Here is a 13,164-nt window from a genome sequence, read left to right as displayed (position 1 = left end):
TTCGTCTATCGTATATTTAGTCAAAAAAACTGCACCTCCAATTGTTAGATGGTGTCTAACAATTGGGGTGCAGTTCATCGTCACAGCTCTTTTACTTGTTAGCTAAAGTAAGGCTCATGCCCTTTTAAGTTAAACTTCATGTTTACCCATTAAATGAAAAGAGCTTACGCATGATAATAGCGTTCAGATAGTTTCTTTTTATGTGCATTAAACACTTCTTCCAATGGGATATCGTACTTATTCGCAATCACAATCAAGTTACCTAGTACATCTCCCAATTCTTCTGTTAACTCCTGTTTATTCTCTTCAAACGTACCGCATACTTCATCAGGTCTATCCCTGCCAATCTCAAGGGAGCGAATGGCGCGTGCAACCTCGCCAGTTTCTTCTGCCAAAAAGCCAATGCGAATGAAGATGTCCAATTCTGACCATCCTCGTGCTTCATAATAATCTTTTACCCATTGTTGAAATTCAGTGACGTTCATATTCATCCACCTTTCATTCAGATGATTCAAGTTTAACAAATCCCCCTGAATTTTGTATGATAAGAAAGGAAGATTACTAAATGGGAGATGTGATATTTTGAAAAGTCTAGCTGTATTTTGTGGATCAAGCATTGGTGCATCTGCTATCTATGTAGAAGAAGCTAAAAACCTGGGTGCGGAACTGGCAAAACGTAATATTACCCTTGTTTATGGGGGCTCAAGTGTAGGAATCATGGGTGCAGTTGCAGATTCCGTTTTGGAAGCAGGCGGAAATGTAATTGGAGTCATGCCAGATTTTCTAGAAAAAAAAGAAATAGCCCATAAGAGCCTGACCGAACTGATTGTCGTGGAATCCATGCATGAAAGAAAAGCAAAAATGGCTGAGCTTGCAGATGGGTTTATGGCTTTGCCAGGCGGACCAGGAACATTAGAAGAATTCTTTGAGATCTTCACTTGGGCTCAGCTTGGACTTCATCAAAAACCTTGCGGACTCTTAAATATTAATCATTATTATGATCCTTTGGTTGCTTTATTCAATCATATGTCCGACGAAAAGTTCCTTCATGAAAAATTCCGTTCCATGGCGCTGGTAGATGTTGAACCAAATGGACTCCTTGATCAATTCAATACATATGAACCGCCAACCGTAAAAACCTTCATCACCGAAAAACAGACCTGATCGTTCAAAAGCAACAGGCCAAGGTCAATAGTGACCTTGGCTTTTCTGACCAGCTTCAAACCTAATATTTACTTTCACGCCTCATATTCACTGTTTCTTGAAGCGCCGCCCTTTTCGCTGCATGTGATCGTCACAGCACTTTCACTGCTTGATTAGGTAAAAACCAGGTTTAAATAATCACCATGCCCCTTAATAAGTTGAACTTCATGTTCAGAAGAAATCCAGAAGTAATGGAATGTCAGCCCCTCTTCATCCCCCCCGCCTGTTGGCTGATAGTCCCATTCATCAGGAACATTCGATGCACATATCTTATAAAAAAATCTGTTATGTATGGTACCATCAGCGTCCTCCCAAAAATCTTCTGCAATTAAATCCTCCACATTAAAATTCTCAAGACCTGTTTCTTCTTTCATTTCCCTAACCACTGCTTGATATGTATCTTCATGAGGCTCCACTGTACCTTTGGGTATTTGTATACCCGCTTCACTAATGGGATGTTGAAAAACCAATACCTGTGTTCTTCCATTAATGATTCTTGTCACATACCCGTAGGCTTTTCTTATCGGTATCACTTTGATTCCCCCGTTGTTGATATGAACCCTATTGAGAGATCAATCGCCAAAAGCAAATATGAGCTCTGTCTCGCATACAGTTTCTCCATCAACAGTAGCCCTTCCTTTTCCTTTGCCGATAGGACCTTTTAAGCGAGTAATCTCCACTTCTAAACGTAATTGGTCTCCTGGTCTTACTTGCCTTTTAAAGCGACAATTATCGATCCCAGCCAATAGCCCCATACGCCCTTGATTTTCTTCTTTTGTAAGCATAATAACAGCACTTACTTGTGCTAAAGCCTCAACGATCAATACACCTGGCATCACTGGGTGATTTGGAAAATGCCCATTAAAAAACTCTTCATTTGCTGTTACATTTTTAATGGCCACCGCTCTCTTTCCTTCTTCCAATTCCAAAACCCTATCAACTAAAAGAAATGGATAGCGATGCATGATAATATCTTTGATCTTTTGTATATCAATCAATAGTAAGTCCCCCATTGCGATGAATTGTTTTCACTTTATTTTACCATCAGTATCATCATATGGATATTTTTGTATTTATCACACTGCACTTCGTTCAACAAAAAAAGGCTGCCTGAGCAACCCTGTTTGTTGATTTCTCTTACAAATCCTTTGATTTTTTTTCCTTCGATTTAGTTAACGGGGATAGAACTAATTGTTCATACCTCTCATAACCACCTAAAAATTTATGAATCAAGCTTATTTTCGGAACAACAAGGTAAACCATCAAGCCTGAAATGGTACTTATAATAGCTCCTGCCAGCACATCCGCCGGAAAGTGGACACCTACCCAAATACGGGAAATGCCAACAAGGAAAGCCAGCATGATCCATAACAACCACCATCCTCTTTTGAAAAACCAAAAGGATACACAAAACGAGAAAAACAAAATGGTATGATCGCTTGGAAATGAATTATCCACTGCTTTTTCAATTAACTTATTAACATTTGCCAACTCAGCGAATGGTTGATTATTCGAATGTAATCCCCCTGCCATTTTCCCCATCACTTCAGCCATTACAAATGTAATCATCCCACAAACAACCATCATTCTACTCTGTTCATTTCGAGTGAACCAAATTACGATGACTCCTAAAGCCAAAAAAAATACCATGTACTCGGCAATGAAAATGGCAGAAGGATTTAAATAAGTGTATTGTTTCCCTAAGTCATTTATCATTCTAAATACATGGATATTCAGTTCAAAAAAACTCATTTCATACCCTCCTTTCCTCTTTTTCTTTCATATTAAAAGAGAAAGGGGGTAAATCTCCATCGATTTCCCTAACAGTTTAAGCTGCCGTCTTACAATATTGTCACGTGGTCGCACTAGAAGATCAAGAAACTTGTATTTCAAGGTGGAATTAAAGGTTTTACTTAACTTCATTGAGTGATGAAGCCTGTTTTGAATATACGATAGAGCACTGAAACCGCTATATATGACGTTAGCCAAACAATTTGAAACAGATATAATAAAGGGCTCATTACTTCAGGAAACGAAATTGCCGCCACAAAGAGAACTGGATGTTTTTTTGATATCAATGTAAGTACTGTAGCGAAAGCTTTTAAAGTATGTGAATTAAATGGTTTATTAAGTGCAAGAGTAGGCTTTTCTACCTGATAATATTCTCCTCAAGATTTATTGTAACTAACAAAGCTTCATCCCTTTATCCGTTCCTAGTTTCTTCAAAAAAGACTGTACTCTCATATTTTCTTCAACCGTAAAACATCTTTTTTGTGATACACACTTAAAATCAGACCAAACAAGCAGGCGTTAATCATCGCTGATAAAGCCCCATAACTCATAAATGGCAGGGATACGCTTATTATTGGTAAGAAGCCGAGAGACATTCCGATGCTGATAGTTACCTGTGCAGTGAAAAGGGAAAGACTGCCGGAAACAAGCATTTTCCCAAATGGGTCTTTCACAGTTTGGAATATACGGGAAATTCTCCAGATCATCCAGAAAAACAGCAGACCAATGAGCAAGGCCCCGGCCCAGCCAAGCGTATAGGTAATTGTTACAAAGATAAAATCCGTCATCATTTCATTTGAAAAATCAATCTTCCCGAGGGAACCAAAATGTCCAAACCATCCGGCATCCTCAATTAGCTTTTCCAGTTTCAAATACATATACCCCGATGTCTCACTGAATTTTTCAGGCGTAACGAACGCAAAAAGTCTTTCAAATTGATAGGGCCTTATATCTTTCAAGGATATAAGCAGAAGTGAAACACATGTAGTAAGCAGGACCGCTGCAGTGATAAGGATTTTCCTTTTATTTAGGCTGCTCCTCCAGACCATTACAGCAACCATCAATGAATAAAGCACCGCCGCCTGCAAGTTAACTGTAAACAGAAACAAAAAGGCAGAACAAACGTATAAAATGGCAGCCAAATAAACATTCATCTTTTTTGATTGCAGCATTCCGGCCCAGGCAAGCAGAAAAAGTGGCAGAACCACAATCGAATCGACCGACAATAAACCCATAATATTAATTCGAGGACTGCCGTTCACCCATACATTGGAAAATTGGAACTGAACAAGAATCAGACATCCGACCGTAAAGAAAACCCAGCCCCATCGCTGAAATTTCCGATAATCGAAAAAAAGAAGGCCACAGACCAAAATCACACTCCCTGCTACAGAATATACCTGCTTCAGCACTGAAAATGTATTACCATCATTAAATAAGAACCGAAACAAAAACAGGCCGGCAGCTGACATGAACAGAAACATGCTCATTAGCTTCCAATCAATCTTCGGCCTGTGCAGCTTGTCCATCTTCTGCCCAATGTCAGAGGGACTTCCCATGTTCCGGACAGCCAGTTCCTCTGCTTCATCCTCTGTATATCCTTTTTTGACCAGTTCAGTTTTAGCTTGATGCAGATGGGCTTTTAATTCAGCTTCTATATATTTTTTTGCTTCTTTTGATCGGATATATGACGTAACTTCATCTAAAAAATGATCGCTTCTCAATCAGTTCCTCCTCCTTCAAACGCTGTCCGCCAACTAGAGGCGGAACCACTTTTAGCTTCCTTTTTCTTTAGCCACTTTTTCGCATGTTCATCCAAGGAATAGAGCTTCCTGTCGTCCGTTTCCCAAACAGACTGAAGCCAGCCTTCCTGCTCAAGCTCATGCAGGGTAGCATACAAGGAGCCTTCGTTATCTTCAAACTTCCGGATGCCTTTCTGGTAAAGAGATTCGTTAATTTGATAACCACTTTTCTCCTTATCCAAGGATCTGAAAATGGCACTCATGATGTCTTCCTTGCTCGCATCCTGCTTTTCGATAGAAGTATGGATGGAGCTTCTATGGTTTTCCGTGAATTTCAATTCAGGAAATGTATGCTTTTTCATAGCCGATTTTAAGCGTGTTAATCTATCTTCCATCGGTCGATTCCTCCCAATAGGTTTTTAACCTTCTTTTTGCCTGGCGCATCCGGGTCTTCACCGTCCCAAGTTTGACCCCGGTAACTTCAGAAATCTCCTTGAGCTTCATTTCCTGAAAATAATGGAGATAAATAACCTCGCGATACTGGACAGGCAGCTCCATGACAGCATCAGCAAGCTGCCTATCTTCATCCTGCTGAATGACCGCTTCTTCCACATTATCGGTAGAAGTCCATTCCTGCTCCGCTTCCGCAGGCGAAACCTTTCGAAAGTACCAGCTTTTCCAATAATCCTTACAATGGTTAATAGCAATTCTCCAAAGCCAAGTCCTTATATTTGATTGTTGATTATACGCGGGCAGCGCCTTATAGCATTTGATGAAAATCTCCTGTGTAAGGTCCTCTGCCACAACTGTGTCTTTTACATAGGAATAGACCAATTGCAGAATATCCTGGCCATAAAGGGACATTATTTCATCAAGTAATGATTCTTCATCTTTCGTTTGAGACCATTTCAACACAAACTCCTCCAAAACAGTTCACACTTCCTTCCTAGATACATAGACGATTGTACTTATAAGAAGGTTTTCTATTTTTAAAATTTCTCCCTTTGGAGTACAGCAAAAAATATGGTACCACAATCCACAGTATTATCACCTAGATAATGTTGAATTCATTGAACTAACAAGTGAGTTAGCTAAAGATCAAACTACATTTAAGGCAAACTTTTTTACTAAATAACTAATAAAATTAAGAAGAAACGATATATTAACAGGTTATTAATTTGTATAATGGAAGCATTCGTATTAGGGGGTAAAAAATGCTGCACATAGAGAACAATTCAGATACTGTAATCATGGTCATTCACGAAATTTATGGATTGAACGAACATATGCAGGGCTTTTGTGAGGCATTATCAAAACAGGACTTTGATGTCATCTGTCCGAATTTGTTAGGTCGCGAAACGCCTTTTGATTATTCCCAAGAGGAAGCTGCATATCGTCATTTTATGGAGAACGTAGGTTTTAAAGAAGCTTTACATAAAATAAGGGATATAATATCGGATGTTAAAGATGAATACAAAAAAATATTCATCATTGGATTTAGTGCAGGGGCAACTGTAGCTTGGCTGTGCAGTGAGGAAGAATGCGTCGATGGAATAGTTGGATACTACGGTTCCCGTATTAGGAATTATGTAGAATTAACGCCACAATGCCCTGCACTGCTATTCTTTCCGCAAGACGAGCCATCGTTTGATGTGGACGAGTTAATTTCAGCTTTAGAAATAAAGAATATCGAAGTGCATAAATTCAACGGAAAACATGGATTCAGTGACCCTTACAGTTCAAAATATCATGTAGAATCAGCGCATAAAGCATTTAGCAAAATGATGAAATTTATTCTGGAACAGTAAATGCATGAACTGAACGTTCAACCTAACATCGTTTTGTATTGATCCAATGTATCGAACCAGCATCACTATGGGGATGACAGTCCGTTTGAACCTTTTTGTACTCTATTTCCAATTCTTTTAAGGATAACTTCATAAGCTTTTCCACAGTCATATTTACATGATGGACCATAAGCTTATGGATTAATTCCTTCCGTCTTTCTTCCACACCTTTCCTCATTTCACCCTCTCCTTTTAATTATTTGATGGTATTAGAGGAATAACCGCCTCACCCGCATTTTCTGAAGTTAACTGAAATGATTTATCTTCAGACAGGGGGAACTGTCATCGGAATAGGATTCCTTCTCATCAATTTTACGTATTTTAATATATTCCTTCTCTAAATCGGTTAAGGTTAATTCAAATAGATGTATGTCATTCTTTTTATAGACACCCTCGTTAATCAACTTGTTGATTAGGAAGTCTCTTTTCTTCTCAATTGCATTACGTAATAAAATCCCCATAATAAATCCTCCTTTATTATATGAACTACTACGGATTGGAATAGCCTTGGAATCGTTCAATCGGAATTTGCCGGCTGGCTCATTCACAAAAAAAACCGGTGACATCTCTTTACATTAAAGAAAAGTCTCCGGTTTTCCGGTCAATTAACCTATAATCCCTATTGAATTACTAAGTATTATTGTTACCTATACTACAAACTCTGTGCTCCGTAGTCAACAAAAAGTTTTGATTTTCTTGAATTTTATATTTTTTGATTCTGCTTTTGGGTAAGCACTTTTTTATTTTTCCGTTTGTTTCGTAAAAGGAGTACCCGAAGTAGTCCCAATAAAATTAATTTTCCAAATAATCGGGATATGGGACCCTATACTTTTCAGGAAACTTTGTGGAATCTCGTCATGTATGACCGTTCTCACGAAGTTTTTTGCAATATCCGTTTGCGGCTTCGCAAAAACTTCGAAAACTGAACCTTGTTCAACGACGCATCCGCCCTCCATGACCGCTACCTTATTGCAAATTTCCCTGATGACAGACATTTCATGAGTGATTAGCAGAATGGTAATATTGTATTCTTTATTAATTTTTTTTAAGAGCTGCAGTACTGCACTCGTTGTTTGTGGATCCAATGCAGATGTAGCTTCATCACACAATAAGATTGATGGATTGGTAGCCAATGCCCTCGCAATTCCGATCCGCTGCTTTTGACCGCCGGATAATTGTTCCGGATAACTCTTTGCCTTGCTTGATAAGCCAACGAACTCTAACAGCTCGCCTACCCGCTTTTTGATTTCTTTACCCGGAGTTCCCGATAAAACCAGCGGCATGGCGATATTATCAAAAACGGTCTTTGAGTTAAGCAAATTGAAATGCTAAAAGATCATCCCGATTTTTTTCTTTTCAGCCCGTAATTCCTTTGGGTTCAATTTGGTTAAATCCTTGCCCCCAACAATCACCTGACCATCTGAAGGGTGTTCCAGCAGATTGACCAGTCTGATCAATGTACTCTTCCCGGCTCCGCTATAACCGACTACACCGAATATATCCCCCTTTTCCACTGTCAAATTAATGCCCTTCAAAGCCTCGACAGTCTGTTTCTTTGTTTGATAAACCTTTTTAACATTTTGAAACTCTATCATCCAATCTCCCCCCATGCTGTTTATTTGTACAAATTCATTATCAGAGAAGAGCTTTGCAAAGTTTCATAATGATCGGGTTAAATTTTCGAAACTCACGAGTAAATGCACGAAATTCACGAGTAAATGCGTGAAACTCACGAGTAAATGCGCGAAACTCACGAGTAAGTGCGCGAAACTCACGAGTAAGTGCGCCAAATTCACGAGTAAGTGTGCGAAACTCACGAGTAAATGCACGAAATTCACGAGTAAATGCGCGAAACTCACGAGTAAGTGCGCGAAATTTACGAGTAAGTGCGCGAAACCCACGAGTAAGTGCGCGAAACCCACGAGTAAGTGCGCGAAACCCACGAGTAAGTGCGCGAACTCACGAGTAAATACTCACAACTCATGATTAATGATCGAAACTCACGAGTAAATGCACCAATTCTCCAAATAACCATATACATTCTGAATAAACAAAAGAGGCCACTTCCGTCATCAGACAGAAGAGGCCTATTTAGACATAAAAAAGAGTAAACTCTTAAATTAATTATCTAAGAAAAGCTCCTTCTTATCTTTCAAACTTTCGTCCGTTGGAATTAGCACAGTATTTTTACAAAAGTAAAAAACCGCTGCCGAGGTATCATAGGGCCAAGTCCCTCCACATCTCTTGATAAGAATTAACGTTATATTTAATTATGTCCTTCACTATATATTCTAATCCCCCTAAAGTTAACCATATTTTCCATCACTCTAAACATTTTCACAGTATAGTCAATTGACGTTTTTTTAATTATATTAATATAATTTCATTTCTACTTTATAATGATTTGCTCATTCTCCAGACAGGGTATTTTTCATTTTCTTCCCTTATCTTCATCATGCCTGAATTTGAATATAAACGAATTGCCCTTTGATTATCCGAAGAGACCCTTAAATGATATTCGGATACATTAAATTGCCTGAAAAAGTTTTCTGCGTAGCGTACCAATTCCTTTCCAAGGCCTTTACTGCGGTATTCGGGAATAAGATAAAATAGATTCACATAGCCGATTTCAGTCCCTTCATACTCCCGAATTTGAAGTTCCATTTGTCCAATTGGTTCTTGGTCCTTTTCAATGATCATATGTCCATCCGGAAATTTGCGGACCCGTTCTTTCATTCGTTGCAGATATGTATTTTCATCTCCAAAACCATCTTCAGATCCAAAACTTACAACATAGGAATCTTTCCTGAATTTAATGATAATATCTTTATCTTTGTCGATATCAATGGTACGAAAGATCAAATTCATCCACCCCTACCATTTTATTGGAATAGTTTTAAAGTAGAAAAAGCTCATTTTACTTACGATCTTTTATGATATTTTTCATAATTAAAAGGCTTAAAGAGGCCCTTTCGTTTTCGTTCCTTGATGAAAAAACATTTGCCATCTGCCATTCGCATATTTCCAGATTGAACTTCTTAAGGTATGCTCCTCTTTACCTTCATCAAAAATTCGATATGTCGTTAATACGGTATCTTCGGACAATTGGTGCATGTCAAAATTGCTTAAGATCATGGTCACCTCACCTATTCCTTCTTCTCTGATACAATCACTTTTAGTCCATATTCGACCCGAACTGCCGAACTCAAAGAAATCATCTTTCAATAATGATGAAAGCTCTTCTGGAGATGTACGGATTTCAGATTTTAATAATTTCTCCTCCAGCTGCTGCACGTGCGCTTTTAACGAAGACCATTCGTTTTCCATTCATTCCATCCCCTTTTACACTTATATGTGCATGAACTATGAACTACTTCCCAAGCTAATTGTTAAATCATATATAATACATACTAACAATATATCCCAGATGGTGGTGAAATTAATGATCGATGCTATCAAAGATTTTTTATCCAGTTCATTGTTAATTATCAGCTGGCTTATATTTGCGGTCAGCAGTATTTTTTTCATTTTTTCTTTTTTAACCATCTTTGCCATACCTATATTTCTCTTGTTATTTTTAACAGGATTACTTTGCTTCTCTATTTCCAAGAAACTGGACTCACCACGGATCTCTAAGTGTTAAGAACTATTTATTCCACAGAGTCTATAAAAAAGGAGCTGCACATGGCAGCTCCCAGAGTGTATATAAAAAACAGCTGTCGACTTTGTCGACAGCCTGGGAGCTGCAAATGGCGAGCTCCTTCTTTCGTGCATACGTTTGTTCATTCATCATGGTTATCGTGATAGTGTGCCCTGCAGACGATTCGTTTCGGCAATCACTTTTTCTTCATCGATCGTTAAGCATTCGCCATTTTTCACAATCATCTTGCCGTCAATGTATACATCAGATACATCATTTCCGCGTGCGGCATAAAGCAAATGCGAATACGCTTCACTCAGCGGCTGCAGATGCTCTTTGTTATAAGGGTAAATGGTGATGAAATCTGCTTTTTTACCAGCTTCCAATGATCCCGTATGACCCATGCCGATTGCTTCGGCACCCATTCTCGTGGCCATGGCCAATGCCGTTTGAGCAGGGAATTTAGTGGCATCCTTATAGATGCCTTTTTGCAATAATGCCGCCGTCCTCATTTCCTCGAACATATCGAAGTTGTTGTTGGAAGCAACACCATCTGTTGCAACCCCAACTTTAATGCCTGCATCAAGAAGGCTGACGATATCAGCAATTCCCGATCCCAGCTTCAGATTACTGATTGGATTATGAGCAACCCGAACATCATGCTGTTTTAGTATCGCCCGCTCTTCATCATTGAGTACGACACCATGGGCCATCACTGTAGGCTGATCAAAAAGACCTAAGCGGCGAAGGTGCTCGACAGGACGGAATCCAAAACGCTTTTCGATGTCAAGGATTTCAAAGTCCGTTTCCGAAACGTGAATGTGCACCATCAAATCATTCTCTTTTGCAATCCGTGCACTTTCCATAATCGCTTCAGGTGTACAAGCATAAGGGCTGTGTGGCGCGACCATGGTAGTCAGGCGGCCATCGGCAAACGTCTTATAGTTTTTTGAAAACTGCTCAGCCCCCATGAGGTTCGCTTTTTGTTCTTTTTCCGTACCTAAGCTGAAAATCGTGTAGGAAAAGGCTCCGCGCATTCCTGTTTGGCCTATCGTCTCCATGACAGCACCTGCATCTATTCCATTAGGATTAAACATATCCGAAAATGTCGTTGTTCCTGATTTCAGCATTTCCATAATGCCAAGCTGAGAACTTACAGAGGCGATTTCCGTTGTAAACTGGCTTTCAATCGGCCATATTTTCGTTTCAAGCCATGGCTTCAGCAGCATATCGTCCCCGATTCCGCGTAAAAGGGTCATCACAATATGCGAATGGGCATTCACTAGACCTGGCATAATCCATTTTCCGCCAAGGTCGACCACTTGATCGGCATCTGCCAATTGTTCTTCAGAATGCTGGCCGATGTAGGATATGATTTGATCTTGTACAATCATCATGCCTTTTTCAAAGATTTGATTTTCCTTGTCCATCGTAAAAAAGGTACCATTCATATATATCGTTTTCATGTAATTATTTCCTCCAAAGTCTTTTCGTATCATTGAACAACATGTCATGTTACTATTCCGCATTCTAAACTAGCCTCTTACAGATAATCAAGTAATTCCATATTATCAGGGAGCATTTCCATTTACCTTAGGAACCTATTGGAAGAGTGAACGGAATAATCTTGTTTCATTTTATCAGCAAACCACATCGATGATCCCCATTGCAAATTTAACGAATTGATGAAGAACTCAAAATCAGTTGCTTAAAAAAATCTTCCCCCTATTGCTCATAGGGGTTTCCATGACACGAATGGCTTCTTGTACATCCCCAAGGCCGTAGTAAGAATCCGGCACCATGAAACTCAATCTTTTATCGTTAATGAATCCCATCAAAAGGTTAAACGTTTCTTGCCAAGTCTGAACGGATGCCTGTTGGTTCCAATGCCGTAGATGAAACATTTTAACATTTATTTTTGTCCTTTGTGAAATTTCCGCCCAATTTACAGACTTTCCTGATAAAAGACCAATCGTTAATAAGATGCCTTCAGGCCGAACACAAAAGGCTAACTCGGAACCATCTGTACCTCCCACCGAATCTATGGCCGCGTTCGCTCCGCGTCCATTCGTCAACTCCATCACGGTATCATGCAATGATGATTCAGACGTATCGATTACATATGCAGCACCAAGTTTAAGCAGTTCTTCCGTATAGGTATTGTTTCTGGTTACAGCAATCAGCTTAAATCCAAGAATCTTGGATAACTGGGTGAAGATGCGGCCAATGGAAGATCCGCAAGCATTCACGAGTAATACATCATCAGGTTTCAATGCCAATACTTCTGTGATTGTTAACCAAGCGGTTATCGGATTTATATATAATTGCGCTGCTATATGGTCCTCAATGGAATCAGGAATGACGATTGCCAAATCCGCAGATGTTTTAACATAATCCTGCCAGGTACCTTCACCGCGCAAAGGCAGAACACGCTTGCCAATCAGCTCTTGCGAAACCGAAGGACCCACCGCTTCCACTATGCCGACGCCTTCATAACCAGGAATGGAAGGCAAGGGAATTCGGTGGGAATATGCGCCCCGAATGGGCAGCAAGTCAGATGGATTGATAGGACGTGCAGTCATCCGTACAAGGACTTCCCCGTCCACAGGCATTTGAATGAATTTATTTTCCACTTTTATAACTTTTTGTGGATGCCCAAACTCATAAAATTTAGCACATTTAGCTTCCAAAATAGTAAGTCTCCTTTAATATAGTTCTAACTATTTTATCATTTATACAGAACCAGCCTATCCTGTATTTTTCCAAGAGTTGTTACTCACCTTTTAAACAGCAAATCTTAAAAACGTAAAGAGCTTTTCACTTTTCTTCTGTTTTTTCATCTTCAATTGATCTGCCCCTTTCGTTCCATAAGAAACTTCTATGGCGGCGATTCTCGCCGCCACCATCTAGCACGAAAACCTGCTCTTTACCCAAAAATAAA

General features: G+C 39.4%; 16 protein-coding genes, 2 pseudogenes and 1 riboswitch. Of the genes and pseudogenes, 3 read left to right on the top strand and 15 right to left on the bottom strand.

Features of this window, described 5'->3' with window-relative positions; all coding sequences use genetic code 11:
* Window positions 1-164: 164 nt before the first annotated feature.
* Window positions 165-485 carry a MazG nucleotide pyrophosphohydrolase domain-containing protein gene (locus tag ACFX4X_RS23925; RefSeq protein ID WP_377387122.1) on the bottom strand — a complete coding sequence of 107 codons (321 nt, stop codon included), beginning with the start codon at window positions 483-485 and terminating at the stop codon, window positions 165-167.
* Window positions 486-582: 97 nt separating this feature from the next.
* Here ACFX4X_RS23925 and ACFX4X_RS23920 point away from each other — a divergent pair, with 97 nt between their 5' ends.
* On the top strand, window positions 583-1,164 hold the full coding sequence (locus tag ACFX4X_RS23920) for an LOG family protein (protein WP_061464801.1): 582 nt from the start codon (window positions 583-585) through the stop codon (window positions 1,162-1,164).
* 152 nt (window positions 1,165-1,316) lie between these two features.
* On the opposite strand, the gene ACFX4X_RS23915 is transcribed toward ACFX4X_RS23920, so the two are convergent.
* The 3 genes from ACFX4X_RS23915 to ACFX4X_RS23905 form a co-directional block, all read right to left on the bottom strand.
* Entirely contained in the window at window positions 1,317-1,736 is a 420-nt protein-coding gene (locus ACFX4X_RS23915) for an NUDIX hydrolase (protein ID WP_377387120.1), read from the bottom strand.
* Between the two features lie 39 nt (window positions 1,737-1,775).
* Window positions 1,776-2,201, bottom strand: coding sequence for a 3-hydroxyacyl-ACP dehydratase FabZ (fabZ, locus tag ACFX4X_RS23910; RefSeq protein WP_061464803.1), 426 nt, complete (start codon window positions 2,199-2,201; stop codon window positions 1,776-1,778).
* Between the two features lie 139 nt (window positions 2,202-2,340).
* Complete coding sequence (locus ACFX4X_RS23905; RefSeq protein WP_377387117.1) at window positions 2,341-2,955, bottom strand: undecaprenyl-diphosphatase; 615 nt, start codon at window positions 2,953-2,955, stop codon at window positions 2,341-2,343.
* A 193-nt stretch (window positions 2,956-3,148) separates the two neighbouring features.
* Between ACFX4X_RS23905 and ACFX4X_RS23900 the strand changes: the two are divergent.
* Window positions 3,149-3,357, top strand: a pseudogene (locus ACFX4X_RS23900) (GntR family transcriptional regulator); the annotation flags it as partial.
* Window positions 3,358-3,443: 86 nt separating this feature from the next.
* Here ACFX4X_RS23900 and ACFX4X_RS23895 read toward each other — a convergent pair.
* The 3 genes from ACFX4X_RS23895 to ACFX4X_RS23885 are packed head-to-tail and all read right to left on the bottom strand — an operon-like array spanning window position 3,444 to window position 5,663.
* Window positions 3,444-4,718 carry an FtsW/RodA/SpoVE family cell cycle protein gene (locus ACFX4X_RS23895; protein ID WP_377387114.1) on the bottom strand — a complete coding sequence of 425 codons (1,275 nt, stop codon included), beginning with the start codon at window positions 4,716-4,718 and terminating at the stop codon, window positions 3,444-3,446.
* On the bottom strand, window positions 4,715-5,131 hold the full coding sequence (locus ACFX4X_RS23890; RefSeq protein ID WP_377387112.1) for a PadR family transcriptional regulator: 417 nt from the start codon (window positions 5,129-5,131) through the stop codon (window positions 4,715-4,717). Before ACFX4X_RS23890 ends, ACFX4X_RS23895 begins: the two co-directional genes overlap by 4 nt.
* Entirely contained in the window at window positions 5,121-5,663 is a 543-nt protein-coding gene (locus ACFX4X_RS23885; protein WP_377387109.1) for a sigma-70 family RNA polymerase sigma factor, read from the bottom strand. Before ACFX4X_RS23885 ends, ACFX4X_RS23890 begins: the two co-directional genes overlap by 11 nt.
* A gap of 287 nt (window positions 5,664-5,950) precedes the next feature.
* On the opposite strand from ACFX4X_RS23885, the gene ACFX4X_RS23880 reads away from it, so the two are divergent.
* A complete protein-coding gene (locus ACFX4X_RS23880) occupies window positions 5,951-6,544 on the top strand; it encodes a dienelactone hydrolase family protein (RefSeq protein WP_377387106.1) in 594 nt (197 codons plus the stop codon).
* A gap of 22 nt (window positions 6,545-6,566) precedes the next feature.
* Here the strand turns inward: ACFX4X_RS23880 and ACFX4X_RS23875 are convergent, their stop codons facing one another.
* From ACFX4X_RS23875 to ACFX4X_RS23840, 8 genes and pseudogenes are all read right to left on the bottom strand, one after another.
* Complete coding sequence (locus tag ACFX4X_RS23875; protein WP_089363010.1) at window positions 6,567-6,761, bottom strand: hypothetical protein; 195 nt, start codon at window positions 6,759-6,761, stop codon at window positions 6,567-6,569.
* 67 nt (window positions 6,762-6,828) lie between these two features.
* On the bottom strand, window positions 6,829-7,044 hold the full coding sequence (locus ACFX4X_RS23870; RefSeq protein ID WP_377387103.1) for a Fur-regulated basic protein FbpA: 216 nt from the start codon (window positions 7,042-7,044) through the stop codon (window positions 6,829-6,831).
* Between the two features lie 282 nt (window positions 7,045-7,326).
* A pseudogene (locus ACFX4X_RS23865) lies at window positions 7,327-8,178 on the bottom strand (methionine ABC transporter ATP-binding protein); the annotation flags it as partial.
* A 547-nt stretch (window positions 8,179-8,725) separates the two neighbouring features.
* A riboswitch (SAM riboswitch) is annotated at window positions 8,726-8,837 on the bottom strand.
* 140 nt (window positions 8,838-8,977) lie between these two features.
* Window positions 8,978-9,445 carry a GNAT family N-acetyltransferase gene (locus ACFX4X_RS23860; protein ID WP_377387100.1) on the bottom strand — a complete coding sequence of 156 codons (468 nt, stop codon included), beginning with the start codon at window positions 9,443-9,445 and terminating at the stop codon, window positions 8,978-8,980.
* Between the two features lie 96 nt (window positions 9,446-9,541).
* On the bottom strand, window positions 9,542-9,910 hold the full coding sequence (locus ACFX4X_RS23855) for a nuclear transport factor 2 family protein (protein WP_377387097.1): 369 nt from the start codon (window positions 9,908-9,910) through the stop codon (window positions 9,542-9,544).
* 36 nt (window positions 9,911-9,946) lie between these two features.
* Window positions 9,947-10,192, bottom strand: coding sequence for a hypothetical protein (locus ACFX4X_RS23850; RefSeq protein WP_377387094.1), 246 nt, complete (start codon window positions 10,190-10,192; stop codon window positions 9,947-9,949).
* Window positions 10,193-10,378: 186 nt separating this feature from the next.
* Window positions 10,379-11,689 carry an amidohydrolase family protein gene (locus ACFX4X_RS23845; protein ID WP_377387091.1) on the bottom strand — a complete coding sequence of 437 codons (1,311 nt, stop codon included), beginning with the start codon at window positions 11,687-11,689 and terminating at the stop codon, window positions 10,379-10,381.
* Between the two features lie 234 nt (window positions 11,690-11,923).
* Window positions 11,924-12,913: a zinc-dependent alcohol dehydrogenase family protein gene (locus tag ACFX4X_RS23840; protein WP_284469736.1), complete on the bottom strand. Its 990-nt coding sequence runs from the start codon at window positions 12,911-12,913 to the stop codon at window positions 11,924-11,926.
* Window positions 12,914-13,164: the final 251 nt, after the last annotated feature.

The sequence above is a fragment of the Peribacillus sp. YIM B13481 genome (assembly GCF_042787985.1).
GTDB classification, from domain to species: domain Bacteria; phylum Bacillota; class Bacilli; order Bacillales; family DSM-1321; genus Peribacillus; species Peribacillus simplex_A.
This window is presented reverse-complemented; position numbering and strand designations above follow the sequence as displayed.